Source organism: Micromonospora sp. NPDC007208, assembly GCF_042869175.1.
GTDB lineage: Bacteria > Actinomycetota > Actinomycetes > Mycobacteriales > Micromonosporaceae > Micromonospora > Micromonospora foliorum.
This window is the reverse complement of sequence record NZ_JBIAFG010000026.1, coordinates 37671-51997: the sequence shown is the minus strand read 5'-3', so window position 1 is coordinate 51997 and position 14327 is coordinate 37671. Positions and strand designations below refer to the sequence as shown.

The window sequence follows — 14327 nt, the reverse complement described above, 5'->3', positions numbered from 1 at the left end:
CCTCTCATCTTTCCCCGCATCGCACGGTGCGGCGGGGACGGAATTGGCACCTGCCCCGCGGGTCGCTCAGCGGTGAGCGCGCGGGGTGGTTGCCGGGGCGTCGTCGGGCCGTATCCCTCAGCCCCTCTGGATGAGGTATTCAGTTGTGCCGTCGAGTCTAGGACAACGCTGTCGGCCGCTGCTACCGCAGATCCCACGGTGTGAGCGAACCGCCGGTATCCCGGCGGGTGGCGTGCGCTGCTGGTCAGCGGCGGCGTCGACGCCCGAGGTAGACCGCGACGGCCCCGAAGACGGCCAGTAGGGCCACGAGAACCCAGCCCGCAGTGGCGATGGCGCCACCCGTGGGCCGGTCACCGCCGGCGAGCAGCCAGACCGCACCCGACACGACGAGAAGCGCGACCACCACGGACACCATGACGACCACGGCGCGCTGCGCGGGGGTCATCGCTGCCACCGCGGTCGAACGGTGCCGGGCATCGCGGCGCCCGGGTCGGCCAGGATCTCGGCGACCGAGCGGCCGCCGATGGTCAGCGACCCGAGCAGGGCGTTGCGGGCCTGCTCGGCTTCGGCCTCGGCGGCTCGAATCGCGTCGCGTACGTGCTCGCCGAGGGTGAGGTTGTCCACGGAACGCCGGGCCTGCGGTGTGATCCGTACGTCGAGCAGCTGACCGCCGATGCCGACGGTTGCGATCACCGCGCCGTCGCCGGCCGCACCCTGATACTGGTCGCCCGTCGGCCGCTCGACGAAATCCGCCGCCGACTCCATCGCGGCGGCGATGTCACGACGGATCGCCGAGAGGGCATCGGGGTTCATCCGGCCCTCCGGGCGGCGGTACGCAGTGCCTCGGCGGCCGACGCCGGGTCGTACGCCTGCGGCGCTGGTGCGGGAACGTCGACCGGAGCGGGCTGCCCGGAGACCTCGGCGATCGTCGCGGTCAGGGCCTGGGCGGCGCGCATCCTCGCGTCACCCACGGCGGTCACGCACGCTGCCCCGAGGGCCTGCGCGTCGAGGTCGCGGAACGCCTGCGGGCTGAGGTAGACGTCTTCGACCCGGCCGGCCCCGGTGGCCCTGACCACCACGGTGCCCGAGTCGTCAGTGCCCTCGTAGACCGCCTCCTGTGCCGCGCTGATCCGGGCGAGGACCCCGTTGAGCTGATCGGTCATCGCTCGCAGCGACCCGCCGGTCAGGGCCGCGCGTTCCGCCTCGCGCGCCGCGTGCTCGAACGCTGGTACGTCGCTCACTCCTTCACCCACCCCTTCGGCTCGGCGATGCGAACCCGGACCTGCTCGGGCAGTTGCAGGCTCGTGGTGTCGATCCGGTCACTGTCGCTTGTGAACATGTTCTCCAGAACGCTGAAGGCGTCGCCGACGTCACGCCCAGCCGTCCACACCTGCTGCACGAAGGTCAGCACCGCGGTGAGCGTCGTGATGGCGAACGCCGCCCATGCTCCGACGATCGCCCACTGCACGGCCGGCGTATAAGGGCCGGAAGCGTAGGCCACACCGGCGGCCACCAGCGCCGCGCCCGTGACGCTGATGTAGCTGACCAGGTTCGTGGTCAGGCCCCACCACATGTCGTCGCACATGTTCCGTACGTTGCTCGCCGCCTGCGCGATCGCGTCGAGTGCGGGCTCGATGCGCGTTTCCAGGAACGCCTTGAACGCCTCGGCGCCCTGATCGGCCCAGTAGGTGTCGACGTCACCGCGCGCCCGGGTCAGGCCCGCCTTGCACTGCTCGAACACGTCGCTCATGTCGTTCCACGCCTCGGAACCCTTGTCCCACGGGTCCGGCGTGCGGATGTTGATCTCGACGAGTGCGGTGAGGCTGGCCACCACCGCCGGACCGCCACCGGTGGGCCAGACGGCCGCGGCGAGCGCGGTGCCGAGGACACCGACCAACACCCAGAGGTTTTCGGTGGTGTCGCCGTCGAGTCGGTCGGAGTAGAGCGAGGAGTCGGACATCGCGGCTCCGTTCAATCCTGGTATGTGAAGTTCTCGCCCCGCACCCGCTCCTGCTCCTCGTAGTGGGTGGCGATGGTGGTCAGTGCGGTGCCGATCGAGTCCATCGTCTTCTGCAGCGCCGCGGCGACGTCGTCCACGCCCTGCCGGACACGCTCGTAGTCGTCGGGCAGGTTCCAGGCGAACATCGGAAAGGCATCCCGGGGCAGTGTCAGCGAGGCGATCCTGGGCAGCACCGTATCGGCGAATGATTTCGCGTCGGCGCTGATCGCCTGGCCGGCCTTGCGCATGGCCTCGGTTTCGAGCGACGTCACGACGGCCCCCTCACCAGACATCCAGCGATCGATGGAAACGGCTGGTCCTGGCGGTTCATCCTGCCACGGATGCACCACCTGGGCTGTCCCTGCCGCCGTCGTTCGGGTCGACGGGTCAGCGCGCGCTCACGGCCACCGGGTCGGTCACCGCGATCGGATCAGTGACCGCGGTCGACTGGGGCAGCGAGCTGGCCCGGGGTCGGGGGCGGGCGGCGAGGTTCGCGGCGATCAGGGCGGCGATCGTGATGGCGGCCCCGACCAGCTCGACGGGCTCCGGGCGGTAGCCGCGGGCGATCTGCACCGCGAAGGTGGTCACCGGGACCAGGTTCATGAACAGCGCGGCGTTGGCGGCACCGAGTCGCTGCACCCCGGTGTTCCAGGCCAGGACCGCGATCACGGCGCCCACGAACACGGCGTACGCCAACTGCGGGGCGATCGCCACGAGGTCGGCGGCGGCCGGCGCGTGCTGCCAGCCGACGGCGTCGGCGCCGATGCTCAGGGCGAGCATGGCGGCCGTGCCGGCGAGCGCGGTCAGGGTGGTGAAGCGCAGCGGCGACCACTCGCCGAACCGGCTGGCACCGTGGGTGTAGATGCCCCAGCCCAGCACCGCGCCGATCATCATCAGCCCACCGAGGCCGAACTGGCCGAGCCCGGCCAGGCTCCCGCGCGTGATCACCAGGCCGACTCCGAGGAGCGCCACCAGGGAGAGGGCCAGCAGGAGCGGCTTCGGGCGTACGCCGTCGCGAGCCCAGCGGACGAGTTGGGTGATCACCGGAGTGGTGGCCACGAAGAGTGAGATCTGCTGCGGGGCGGCGTGTTCGAGCGCCAGGTTGGTGAGCAGGTTGAAGCCCGCGAAGCCGACCACTCCGAGCACCACCACCTCCAGCGCCCGGCCACCGTGCCGCAGCGCGCCGGCACCCTCGCGGAGCAGCAGGATGGCGACCAGGACGACGGCGGCCAGCAGGTAGCGCGCGGTGGTCAGGTTGAGCGGGTCGACCCGGTCGAGCGCGCTGGCCAGGATCGGGAACATCACTCCCCAGCCGAGCACGGCGACCAGTGGGTACGCGGTGGCGCGGGATCGCATCGGCAACTCCAATGTTCGAGTATCGTCGAACCAACGACACCGACCATAGGGTGTTGTTCGATTATTGTCGAACAAGGGTTACACTGGTCACATGGAGCCGCACGAACCCGAACTGACCGCCGTACCGGTCACCAACGTGTTGGCCGCACTCGCCGACGACGTGCGGCTACAGATCGTCCGGGCGCTCGCCGAGGGCGGCGAGGCCGCCTGCGGCAGCTTCGACTTCGGCGTCTCCAAGGCGACCCGGAGCCACCACCTCAGGGTGCTGCGCGAGGCGGGCCTGACCCGCACCCGGGCCGCCGGCACCAGCCGACTGGTCCGGCTGCGCCGGGACGAGCTGGACAAGCTCTACCCCGGCCTACTGGACGCCGTCCTCACCCAGCGCCCGCCGGCCTGACTGACACCGCCCCACCCAGGCCCACACGGCGGCAGCCCGCACGGCGGCGGCGGCGGGTGAGACCTGCCCCCTTCTTCGCGATCTTGCACTTGTTGTCGTGAGATAGCGGGGCATTCCGCGCATATCGGCGACTGAAACTGCAAGATCGGCGCGGGCGGGGGCGCGGGCGGGGGCGGGGGGCGGGGGGCGGGGGGCGGGGGGCGGGGGGCGGGGGGCGGGGTGACGGTGTGGGTTCTTCGTGGGCGAGGATCTACTGATGATCTCTCGCGGGACGGCAGCGCGGCGACGGGTCAGCACGGCGTCCGCGACGGTCACGGCGGTCATGGCGGCTCTCACTCTCGGCGCGTGTATACCTGGCGACCATCGCGGCCAGGGCGGCCCGGACGGCCCGCGACCACTTACCGCGCCCACCACCGCCGCAAGTCCGTCGGGGAGCGTCGACCCGCTGGCCGAGTGCCCGGCCACCGGTGTTCGGATCCGGTCGACCGGCGGGGACGCCGCGATGGGTCTGCGCGCCCTCGGCCTGGAGTTGGTCAACTGCGGCGAGCGCCCCTACCAGCTCAACGGGTACCCGGTGCTGCACGTGTTCGACGAAGCGCGCGAGCCGATCATGCTGCGGGTGGTCAACGGCGCCAAGGAGATCACCTCGGGCTTCGACCAGCCGCCCCGGCAGGTCACCCTCGCCGCCGGGGAGCGGGCCACCGCCGTGGTGCTCTGGCGCAACCTGGTCACCGACTCGACGGTGGTGGCCACCAACGGCGAGTTCCTGACGGTGGCGCCCGCCGCCGGGCAGCCGGCCGAAGAGGTGGACCCGGACGGGCCGATCGACCTTGGCAACACCGGCCGGATCGGCGTCAGCGCCTGGAAGAAGGCCGACCCGTCCACGCCGGTGCCGAGCCAGCCGGCCCCGCCGCCGGCGCCGAGCGCGGTGCCGTCGTCGGTGAGCCCACCCGACAGCCGACTGTGAGCCGACCCGCTACGACGTGATGTCCTTTCGAGTGAAGCGCCAGAACGCCAACCCCCAGAACAGCGTCGCGTAGCTGATCGCCGAGATGCAGCCGCGCACCACGTCGTCGGTCTGCACCGGAGTCGACAGCAACCCCAGCCAGGCGGTGCTGAAGTGGGTGGGCAGGAAGTCGCGCAGCGCGCCCAGCGCGGTGATCTGGTCCAGGATGCTGGACAGGATCCAGAGCAGCACAGCGCCACCCACCGCGCCCAGCGCGGCGTCCGTGGTGACCGACAGCAGGAACGCCAGGCCGGCCACCACCAGCAGTACGACCGCCAGGTAGCCCAGCACGGCCAGCAACCGGAGCAGCCCTTCGGTGGGTTCCAGCTCGGCGGCGACCGTGCTGCGCAGCGGCGACCAGCCGTAGCGCAGGGTACCGGCGAGCAACGCGGTGCCTGCCAACAGCAGCAGGGCCAGTCCCGAGTACGCGAGCGCGACCACCAGCTTCACCGTCAGCAGCCGCGCCCGGGGCACCGGGATGGCCAGCAGATAGCGCAGGCTGCCCCAGCTCGCCTCGCTGGCCACCGTGTCGCCGCAGAACAGCGCGACGACCACCACCAGCAGGAACGACGCCGACACGAAGATCGAGAACAGGGTGAAGTTGAGCCCGCCGGAGGTGGCCAGGTCGACCAGGCTGGCGAACTCGTTGTTGCCGTTGTCGTCGTCGCCACCGGAGTTGAACTGGAACGCGATCAGGATGATCAGCGGCAGCAGCACCATGAACCCGAGCGCCAGCTGGGTCCGCCGCCGGGACGCCTGCCGACGGAACTCCGCCACGAACGGCATGGTGGCCGACGGCCGGTAGCCACGGGCCTCACCCGCGTCAGTAACAATCATCACCGGTCACCGCTTCCCCGAGAGTTCTCGCCCACCAGGGCGAGGAACGCGTCCTCCAGGCGCCGCCGAGGCACCACCCGGTCCACCCCGATGCCGGCGCGCACCAGCTCCGCCACCACCTCGCTGCGGGCCGTGCCGTTGGTGTCGACCACCAGTTGGCCGTCGCTCTCCGGCAACACGCGAACCCCGTGCAGCCGGTCCAGCACCGCCCGCGCCGCCACCGGGTCGGTGACGTCGAAGAGCACGCTCGGCGACTCGCCCACGATCTCGTCCACCGGCCCGGACGCCACGATCCGGCCCTTGTTCACCACCACCGCGTGCGTGCACGTCTGCTCCACCTCGGCCAGCAGGTGACTGGAGACCAGCACCGCCCGGCCGTCCGTGGCGTACCGCTGGAGCACCCGGCGCATCTCGGCGATCTGCGGCGGGTCGAGCCCGTCGGTCGGCTCGTCCAACACCAGCAGTTCGGGAAGGCCGAGCATGGCCTGGGCGATGGCGAGACGCTGGCGCATCCCGTGGCTGTAGTTCTTGATCCTCCGGTGCACGGAGTCACCCAGCCCGGCGATCTCCAGCGCCGCGTCGAACTGGGCGTCCTCCCACGGCCGCCCGGTGGCCCGCCAGTACGCCTTCAGGTTGTCCAGACCCGACAGGTGCGGCAGGAAGCCCGGCCCCTCCACCAACGCCCCGATCCGGGACAGCACCGGCGAGCCGGGCACCAGCCGACGACCGAAGACGTAGATCTCCCCGGCGGTCGGCTGGGTCAACCCCATCAGCACCCGCAGGGTGGTGGTCTTGCCGGCACCGTTCGGCCCGAGCAGACCCACGACCTGACCGGGGTGCACCTCGAAGTCCACGTTCGACACGGCGACGAAGCCGTCCGCGTACTCCTTGCGCAGTGCGCGCACGGCCAGCGGGGTGTCCGCGTACTCCGGATGCACCGACCGGTCCTGGCGGCGGTGCCGGCGGCGGACCAGGGCGACGACCACGACGAGCCCGATCACGATGGCGGCGAGCAGGCCGGCGAGCACCCAGCGCCAGATCGTCGCCGCGGTGGGGATCGGCTCACCGCTGACCGTGGGCAGGCTGACCGCGCCGTCCGCGGCCACCGTGTAGACGGTCGGCTCGGCGGGCGTGGTGTACGCCTGGTCGGAGGTGGCCACCACCAGTCGCAGCCGGTGCCCGGCCTCCACCCGGCGGACGATCCCGGGCAGCGTCACGGTGACCGGGCGGGCGTCCTGCACCTGCTGCGGTAGGCCGGTGAGCCGGATCGGGGCGACCAGGCCGTTCGGCAGGGTGGCCGCGCCGTCTGGGTCGACGTCGTAGAGCTTGACGAAGAGCACCGCCTCGCCGGTCGGCGACGCGGCCCGCACTGTGACGGTGGGCGCACCGGCCACGTCGACCGCCTCGGTCAGCGGGGTCGACTCGAACCGGGCGTGCTGGCCGGGCACGTCGCCGGCCACCCCGTCCAGCAGCGACGTGAGCCCGCCCGCGAATGGGATCGAGGAGATGGCGGCCGGGTTGCCGTTCGGCGGGTTCGCGATCGGCTGCGCCGGACCGGTGACCGTCACCTCCCGGCGGGCGTTGCCGGCCAGGCCCGGGTAGTCGGCGCGGCGGAAACCGGTGGCGACGAGACCGCGGTCGAGCGCGTCGAAGCCGGCGATCCGGGACCAGGTGAAGTCGTCGCCGGGCGCATCGCCCTCGCCCTTGACGTAGTGGTCGAGCCACTGGACGGTCAGGAACTTCACCCGGTCCTCATCCGAACGGGGTCCACTGCCACCGTCGTGTCCGCCGGTGAACCAGGCGACCCGTACCGGGGTGCCGGTGGCGGCGATGCCGCGCGCGTTCGCGTCCGCCTCACCGAGCGGGAAGAGCGTGTCCGCCTCGCCCTGCACCAGCAGGGTGGGGGCCTTGATCCGGTCCAGCGCACCCGCCGGGCTGGAGCGGCGCAGCAGGTCCACGGCGGCCTGGTCGGCGCGGCCGGTGGTGGCGATCCGCAGGTACGCGGCGCACACGTCGGCGGCGAACCGACCGCAGGACGGGTCGGCGGCACCGGCCGGGGCGCCACCGGGACCGCTGCCGGGGCCGGCGCCCGGTCCGGGGCTGGGCGGGCCGGCCGACGCCGGTGCGCCCTGCGGCTGGGCCGCGGTCCCGCCGGAGAGCCCGGCCGGGCCGGAGCCCACGTTGCCGCCGCCGCCGAAGAAGAGGCCGGCCCAGCCCTTCTTGAACACGCCCTCGGTCGGCGCTCCGCCGGTGCTCTCCGGCAGGAACGCGCGGGACAGGTCGTTCCAAGTGATCATGGGTACGATCGCGTCGACCCGACGGTCCTGGGCGGCCAGCAGCAACGCCAACCCACCGCCGTACGAGCCCCCGACCACACCGACCTTCGGATCGCCGGCGGCGTCGGTGCGCACCTCCGGCCGAGCGGCCAGCCAGTCCAGCAGCCGCTCAGCGTCGCGTACCTCGTAGTCCGGGTTGTCCAGGTGGATCTCCCCGCCGCTGCGGCCGAAACCCCGCGCGGTCCAGGTGAGCACCGCGTAGCCGCGACCGGCGAACTCCTCCGCGTCGGAGCGCACCGACTCCTTCGTGCCGCCGAACCCGTGCGCCAACAGCACCGCTGGCACCTTCCGACCGGACGAGGCGTCGTCCGGCAGGTAGAAGGTGGTGTCCAGGTTCACCGGTTGGTCGCCGGACGGTCCGGAGCGGACGGTGAGCATCGCGCTCTCGGTGCGTACGCCCGGTCCCTGTGGCCACACCGCCCAGGTCACGGCGGCGGCCAACAGCACGACGACCACCGCGGCTGCGGTCGCGCGGCGGCGGGTGGGCAGGGCACGCCGGAACCACGCGGCCGGCGACGGCGATGTCATGCGGCACACGGTACGGCCCACAGCCTGAGCGTTGGCTGAGATCCGCCGTACGTCCGTCCGGTTGCCCCGATCGGTGCGCGGTGGGGGTGCGAGCGCGCAACGTCCGACGCGGCACAGCGAGTTGAGTTCGGATCCCGTGAATTCCGATCTTCCGCGGATATCCACCTCGATCCCTCCATGTCACACCCACAGCTGACACAGAGCGTGCCGGTAACGCGGACAAATGGTGACATGGCTCGAAGTGACGCGAACCTGACTCGCCCAGTGAGGTCTGACCAGTCGGGGGTTCGATTAGTTTTCCGGTCCGGTGGACGGGACTTGTCGGCTAGCCCGACGCCACGCCGATCAGCGCCCCACGCCGGAGGAGACACACATGACAGTCCCCGCGCCGCGGGCCCGTCGACGGCCGTCCACGCTGGGCCGACTGCTGCCCCTGCTGCTCATCGGAGCACTGTTGGCGCCGTTGGGCCTGCTCGTCACGTCGAGTTGGCGGCAGACCACCGACGACCGGGACCTCGCCGCCCGGGAACGGCTCGGCGTGCAGTACCTCACCGCTCTGGCGGCGGTCACCGACGCCCTCGTGGAGGCCCAGTCCAACGCGATCAACGGCCGCCCCGTCGCACGGGAGGCGTTGAACGGGGCGGTCGAGCAGGCCGCCGCGGTGGATGCCCGCATCGGCGGGGAGCTGCTCAGCCAGGAACGCTGGGCCGGCGTACGGGCCAAGCTGGAGGCGCTGCGCGGCCGGGGCGCGGCCGACCCGGAGGCCGCCTACACCGCGTACGGCGAGGTCTCCGACCTGCTGCTGGCCCTGCACCGGAAGGTCCGGGAGAGTTCCGGGCTGGTCCGCGACCCGGAGGCCGACTCGTTCTTCCTCCAGGACAGCGCCGGCCAGGAACTGCCCGAGGCGGTGGTCGCCGCCGGCCGGCTCGCCGACCTGGGCACGCTGGTCTCCCGCCGGCCGGCCGCCGAGCAACCGCGCGGCCTGATGGAGCTGACCGGGCTGCGGGTGACCGCCCTGGCGCCCGCCGCCGACCTCGTCGACAACCTGCGCTCGGCCGTGGACGGTTCGGAGAGCACCGACCTCGGTGCCAACGTGCTGACCCCGCTGGACACCTACCAGCGGTCGGTGGAGGCGCTTGCCGCGTTCTCGGTGCCGGGCAAGGACACCGGCGTGGTCAACCCGAGCCAGTTGAGTGCCGCCGCGCTCAACTCGCACCGCTCGGCCCGCCAACTTCAGCCGGTCATCCTCGCCGAGTTGGACGCGCTGCTGGTCGAGCGCATCGACCGGCTCAACCGGGACCGCTGGCTGACCGCCGGAGCGGGGGTCGCCGCCGTTCTGTTGCTGAGCTGGCTCGCCGCGTTGCTGATCGCGGCCGGTCGCCGGGCCCGACGTCGGGCCGCCCTCGCCGCGACCCACGCGGACAGCCCCGACACCCCACCGCACCGCGACCCCTGGCAACCGCCGACCGATGAGCCGCGCGCGCTGCAACCGGCCGGTGCGGCCCGTGACCCGGAGATCGCGCAGTGGGGGGCATTCGATGCTGCTCGGTAGGCTCCGGATCCGCGGCAAGCTCGCGCTGCTCGTGGTGATCCCGCTGCTCAGCATGGTCGGCCTGGCCGTGCCGGTGCTGCTCGACCGGGTCGGCGCGGCACAGCGGGCCGGCGACACCGCCGAACGGGTCCGGCTCGCCAGCCGGGTCGGCAGCCTGGTCCAGGACCTCCAGCAGGAACGGGTCCTCTCCGTCGGCTTCCTGCTCGGCCAGGTCGAACGCAGTGAAGTGGTCCGCAAGTCCGCCGACGTGGACGACCGGGTGGCCGACCTCCGGGCGGCGCGGAGCGACGCGCTGACCGACCAGGTCGACCACGCCCTGGACGGCGTGTCCAGCCTCATCGACCTGCGCACGGCCGTCCTGGCCAGGGCCGCCAACCCGGGTCAGGTGATGGACGCGTTCGGCCCGGTCAACAAGGGGATCATCGAGTCGCTGCGGCTGGTGGTCGGGGTGGACACCGACACGTTGGCGGGCCGGCAGGTGCTCGCCCTCGACGGGCTGCTCCGCGCCGATGAGGGCCTGGGCGCCTGCGCCACCCTGAGCCTGCTGGTCAAGGCGATCGGCACCCCGGACACCACCGCCGGGTACGTGGGCTGCATCGCCGCGCTCATGGTCGACAACTCGCGCTTCCGCAGCCTGATCACACCCGAGCAGCTCACGGTGGCCCAGCTCAACGACGCCGCCGTGGCCGCGCGTACCAAGCCCGACTTCCTGATCAGAAGCGCCCGCGATCCGGCCGCCGCGGTCCGCGACGTGACGATCGAGGCGCTCTTCCCGGCCGTCCGCACGATGATCCGGCTCGGTCAGTTCGTCGAGAAGAAGCTGGTCGCCGACGTGCTCGCCGAGGTGACGGCCGAGCAGCGGCGGGCGCTGACCGCCGCGTACCTGGTCGGTGCCGTGACGGCGTTGATCCTGACGCTGGTGGTGCTGCTCAGCGTGGCGGTGGCGCGGACGGTAGCCCGACCCCTGACCCGACTCACCCGCTCGGCCGACCGGGTCGCCCGGGTCGCCGAGGCGGAGCTGGTCCGGGTCACCGACGACGAGGCGGAGAGACCTCAAGCGGTCCGGCTGGAGCCGGTGGACATCCGCGCCAAGGACGAGATCGGCGACCTGGCACGGGCCTTCGACCGGGTGCAGAACACCGCGGCGCAGCTGGTCGAGCGGCAGGTCGCCGGCCGGCGCAACGTGGCGCAGATGTTCGGCCACGTCGGGCGGCGTACCCAGAACCTGGTGGGTCGGCAGATCGCGCTGATCGACCGGCTGGAGCAGCAGGAGGCCGACCCCGGCCGCCTGGAGCACCTGTACCGACTCGACCACATCTCCAGCCGGTTGCGACGCAACGCCGGCAGCCTCGTGGTGCTCTCCGGCTCGGCCGGGGCCGACGCGCACACCGCGCCGGTGCCGCTGGCCGACGTGGTCCGGTTGGCGCTCGGTGAGATCGAGGACTACACCCGGGTGGAGGTGCAGGTGCCTGCGGGCGTCTCGGCCGCGCCGGCGGTGGTCGGTGACCTCGTCCTGGCGCTGGCCGAGCTGATGGAGAACGCCACCGTCTTCTCCCCGCCGCACACCCGGGTGCTGGTGGCCGCCGAGACGTCCGGCCTGGGCGCGCGGCTCACCGTGGTGGACCACGGCATCGGCATGAGCGAGCAACGGCTGGCTGAGGAGAACGCCCGGTTCACCCGCCGGGAACGGCTCGACCTGGCCCCGACCGAGGTGCTGGGTCTCTTCGTGGTGGGCCGGCTGGCCCGTCGGCACGGCTGGCAGGTTGCCCTGGCCGCCACCGGCGGCGGTGGGGTGACCGCACAGCTGGAGATCCCGTCGGCGTCGCTGGTGCTGCGTCGCGCCGACCGGGCCGGGGCCGCCGTGGCCCGCGCCACGGTGCCGGATCGGGACCGGCGTACGGCGATGCTCGACCCCGAGCACGACGCGCGGCCCAGCGCGGTGGCCGTCGCCGTACCGACCCGCTTCGACTCGGACCTGCTGAGCCGGGCCACCCGCAGCCTGGACACCGGCCCATCGTGGAACGCGTTTGGTCGGGGCCAGCCCGAGCAGGCCGCTCCCGAACCCCCGAGCCCGGAACCGGCGGGCAAGCCGACCGGGCCACGGGTGCGGCAGCGGGTGCCCGGGGCCACTCTGCACGCCACCGCCGCGACGACCCGGCCGGTGGACGCCACCGGCGCGGACCCCGCCGCCGCCCGCGCACTGGTCGAGGCCTTCCAGGCCGGGGTACGCCGCGCCGAGCTGCACGTGACACCGAGCCTCGACGCCGCGTCGGCGCAAACGGCCAGCCACCCGTCGACCAGCGCCGGGGCGGCCGTGGTGGACCGGGACGCGACCGTCGACCTGCCCAGCACCCCGGGCGGCGCCGGCCCCACGGTGCCTCGTGGCGGCAACTCGACCGATGCCGCACCGGGGCGGCTCCGGTTGAGCCGACGGGTGCCGGGAGCGAACCTCACCGCCATCCCGGCCTGCCAACCGCTCAGCACCCACCTCGGTGACCCGGCCGAGGTCCGCGACCTCATCAACGAGTTCGAGGCGGGCGTCGCCCGCGCTCTCCGCGAAGTCAGCCCCGACCACCGGAACGAAGAAGGATCATCACGGTGACCAGCCCCTTCCTGCACGACAATGTCGACCAGAGCCAGCCCAGCGCCAATGGGGACCTCAGCCCGGAGGCCCGTACGTTCAACTGGCTGTTGGACTCCTTCACCTCCAGCACCGCCGGGGTCCTGGAGGCGATCGCGGTCTCCTCGGACGGTCTGCTGATGGCCATGTCGGCGATCAAGGATCGGTCCAACGCGGAGCGGTTGGCCGCCGTCGTGTCCGGGATGACCAGCCTCGCCGGTGGGGCCGCCAGTTGGTACGCGCTCGGCGGCCTGAACCGGGTGATCGTCGACATGGCCGACGGCTACCTGCTGATCAGCGCGATCAGCAGTGGTTCCGTGCTCGGGGTGGTCGCCGACCGTTCGGCGAACCTGGGCACCGTCGCGTACGAGATGACGCTCTTCGCCGGGCGGGCCGGTGGCGCCCTGACCCCGCGACTGATCGTCGAGTTGAAGAACGCCGCTCAGCAGTGACCCCCGACGTCGCCGGCGAGGATCCGGATCCGGATCCGAGGGTCCGGATCCGCCCGTACCTGCGTACGCAACCCCCGACCGGGGACGGCGCGGCGGCGACACCGGCCCTGCCGGAGCCGGACGGGGGCCAGCCGGCCGGTCCCCGTCCGTTCGTGCTCACCTCCGGGCGGGTGGCGGGCGCCGACCCGGCGATCGGGCTGGAGACCCAGGTGACCGCCCGCATGGACAGCGGCTGGTGGGCCGGCCCGCCCGGTGCCCTGCTGGCACCGGAACTTCAGACGATCATCGCGCTCTGCGCGGAGCCGATCTCGGTGGCCGAGATCTCGGCCCGCGCCCGACTGCACTTCGGCGTGACCCGGGTGCTGGTCGGCGACCTACGCGCCGCCGGGCACCTGGACGTGCACGTCACCGACACCGACGACGCTGTCGACCCCGATCTCATCCTGCGAGTGATTGATGGACTCCGTGCGATCTCCTGAATGGCCGGTCGCCCCGCTCGGCGGGGTCGCCGCGAACAGCGCCGCCGCCCGTTACGGCATGTCCCCGGGCACCGGGCCGATAGTCGGGCGGGCCGGCCCACCGGCGTCCGCGCCGCCGCCGTACCGGCCCTCGTCCGAGACGGGGTCGGTGCCGCCTTCGGCCGGTAAGCCGGCCGCACCGCCGATCCCGGTCAAGATCCTGGTGGCCGGCGGGTTCGGGGTGGGCAAGACCACCACCGTGGGTGCGATCTCCGAGATCGCGCCCCTGACCACCGAGGCCGAGATGACCACCGCCGGGATCGGCGTGGACGACCCGGGTGCCCGGTCCACCAAGACCACCACCACGGTGGCGATGGATTTCGGCTGCGTGACGATCGACCGCAGCCTGAAGCTCTACCTGTTCGGCACGCCGGGGCAGACCCGGTTCGGCTTCATGTGGGACGACCTGGCCCGGGGAGCGCTCGGCGCGTTGGTGGTGGTGGACAGCGCACGGCTGGACGACTGCTTCCCGGCCGTCGACTTCTTCGAGCGGGCCGGGCTGCCGTTCGTCGTCGGGGTCAACGCCTTCGACGGACGACTGGCCCTGGAACTCGGCGAGATCCGCTGGGCGTTGGCCATCGGCGATCATGTACCCCTGGTGCAGTTCGATGCCCGCGACCGGCTCTCGGTGCGGGACGCCCTACTGGTCGTCCTGGACCGAGCGCTGGACCGGGCTACCCGGGACAGGAGGGCCTGAGCGGACCAGCTCCGGCCGTGGCGGGAAGA

Annotated in this window: 15 protein-coding genes and 1 riboswitch; of the genes, 7 read left to right on the top strand and 8 right to left on the bottom strand. The window is 72.5% G+C overall.

The genetic code is table 11. The features are described 5' to 3' along the window. Position 1 precedes the first annotated feature (1 nt). Positions 2-137, bottom strand: a riboswitch (SAM riboswitch). Positions 138-244: 107 nt separating this feature from the next. From ACFYL6_RS32125 to ACFYL6_RS32100, 6 genes are all read right to left on the bottom strand, one after another. Continuing rightward, positions 245-445 carry a hypothetical protein gene (locus ACFYL6_RS32125; RefSeq protein ID WP_387176982.1) on the bottom strand — a complete coding sequence of 67 codons (201 nt, stop codon included), beginning with the start codon at positions 443-445 and terminating at the stop codon, positions 245-247. Further along, the gene (locus ACFYL6_RS32120) at positions 442-813 is read right to left on the bottom strand and encodes a YbaB/EbfC family nucleoid-associated protein (RefSeq protein ID WP_387176981.1); all 372 of its coding nucleotides are present in this window, start codon (positions 811-813) and stop codon (positions 442-444) included. Before ACFYL6_RS32120 ends, ACFYL6_RS32125 begins: the two co-directional genes overlap by 4 nt. Beyond that, positions 810-1241, bottom strand: a complete 432-nt coding sequence (locus ACFYL6_RS32115) for a YbaB/EbfC family nucleoid-associated protein (RefSeq protein ID WP_387176980.1) — start codon at positions 1239-1241, stop codon at positions 810-812. The genes ACFYL6_RS32120 and ACFYL6_RS32115 overlap by 4 nt, the downstream gene beginning before the upstream one ends. Then, positions 1238-1960 (bottom strand): hypothetical protein, encoded by a 723-nt coding sequence (locus tag ACFYL6_RS32110; protein ID WP_387176979.1) that lies wholly within the window; start codon positions 1958-1960, stop codon positions 1238-1240. The genes ACFYL6_RS32115 and ACFYL6_RS32110 overlap by 4 nt, the downstream gene beginning before the upstream one ends. Positions 1961-1971: 11 nt before the next feature. Beyond that, positions 1972-2271 (bottom strand): hypothetical protein, encoded by a 300-nt coding sequence (locus ACFYL6_RS32105; protein ID WP_238660350.1) that lies wholly within the window; start codon positions 2269-2271, stop codon positions 1972-1974. A 115-nt stretch (positions 2272-2386) separates the two neighbouring features. Then, the gene (locus ACFYL6_RS32100) at positions 2387-3355 is read right to left on the bottom strand and encodes a DMT family transporter (protein WP_387176978.1); all 969 of its coding nucleotides are present in this window, start codon (positions 3353-3355) and stop codon (positions 2387-2389) included. 91 nt (positions 3356-3446) lie between these two features. Between ACFYL6_RS32100 and ACFYL6_RS32095 the strand changes: the two genes are divergently transcribed. Together ACFYL6_RS32095 and ACFYL6_RS32090 are read left to right on the top strand one after the other, a co-directional pair. Then, positions 3447-3752 (top strand): ArsR/SmtB family transcription factor, encoded by a 306-nt coding sequence (locus ACFYL6_RS32095; RefSeq protein WP_387176977.1) that lies wholly within the window; start codon positions 3447-3449, stop codon positions 3750-3752. 256 nt (positions 3753-4008) lie between these two features. Beyond that, a complete protein-coding gene (locus tag ACFYL6_RS32090) occupies positions 4009-4719 on the top strand; it encodes a DUF4232 domain-containing protein (protein WP_387176976.1) in 711 nt (236 codons plus the stop codon). A gap of 9 nt (positions 4720-4728) precedes the next feature. Here ACFYL6_RS32090 and ACFYL6_RS32085 read toward each other — a convergent pair whose 3' ends face one another. Together ACFYL6_RS32085 and ACFYL6_RS32080 are read right to left on the bottom strand one after the other, a co-directional pair. Further along, a complete protein-coding gene (locus ACFYL6_RS32085) occupies positions 4729-5595 on the bottom strand; it encodes an ABC transporter permease (protein WP_387176975.1) in 867 nt (288 codons plus the stop codon). Further along, the gene (locus tag ACFYL6_RS32080) at positions 5595-8459 is read right to left on the bottom strand and encodes an alpha/beta fold hydrolase (RefSeq protein ID WP_387176974.1); all 2865 of its coding nucleotides are present in this window, start codon (positions 8457-8459) and stop codon (positions 5595-5597) included. The genes ACFYL6_RS32085 and ACFYL6_RS32080 overlap by 1 nt, the downstream gene beginning before the upstream one ends. A 373-nt stretch (positions 8460-8832) precedes the next feature. Between ACFYL6_RS32080 and ACFYL6_RS32075 the strand changes: the two genes are divergently transcribed. From ACFYL6_RS32075 to ACFYL6_RS32055, 5 genes are read left to right on the top strand one after another with little or no spacing between them, the layout of a single operon-like run. Continuing rightward, on the top strand, positions 8833-10011 hold the full coding sequence (locus tag ACFYL6_RS32075; RefSeq protein WP_387176973.1) for a hypothetical protein: 1179 nt from the start codon (positions 8833-8835) through the stop codon (positions 10009-10011). Further along, the gene (locus ACFYL6_RS32070; protein ID WP_387176972.1) at positions 9998-12613 is read left to right on the top strand and encodes a nitrate- and nitrite sensing domain-containing protein; all 2616 of its coding nucleotides are present in this window, start codon (positions 9998-10000) and stop codon (positions 12611-12613) included. Before ACFYL6_RS32075 ends, ACFYL6_RS32070 begins: the two co-directional genes overlap by 14 nt. Beyond that, positions 12610-13083, top strand: coding sequence for a roadblock/LC7 domain-containing protein (locus ACFYL6_RS32065; RefSeq protein WP_387176971.1), 474 nt, complete (start codon positions 12610-12612; stop codon positions 13081-13083). Before ACFYL6_RS32070 ends, ACFYL6_RS32065 begins: the two co-directional genes overlap by 4 nt. Next, positions 13080-13562 carry a DUF742 domain-containing protein gene (locus tag ACFYL6_RS32060; protein ID WP_387176970.1) on the top strand — a complete coding sequence of 161 codons (483 nt, stop codon included), beginning with the start codon at positions 13080-13082 and terminating at the stop codon, positions 13560-13562. The genes ACFYL6_RS32065 and ACFYL6_RS32060 overlap by 4 nt, the downstream gene beginning before the upstream one ends. Continuing rightward, entirely contained in the window at positions 13540-14298 is a 759-nt protein-coding gene (locus ACFYL6_RS32055) for an ATP/GTP-binding protein (RefSeq protein ID WP_387176969.1), read from the top strand. Before ACFYL6_RS32060 ends, ACFYL6_RS32055 begins: the two co-directional genes overlap by 23 nt. Positions 14299-14327 lie beyond the last annotated feature (29 nt).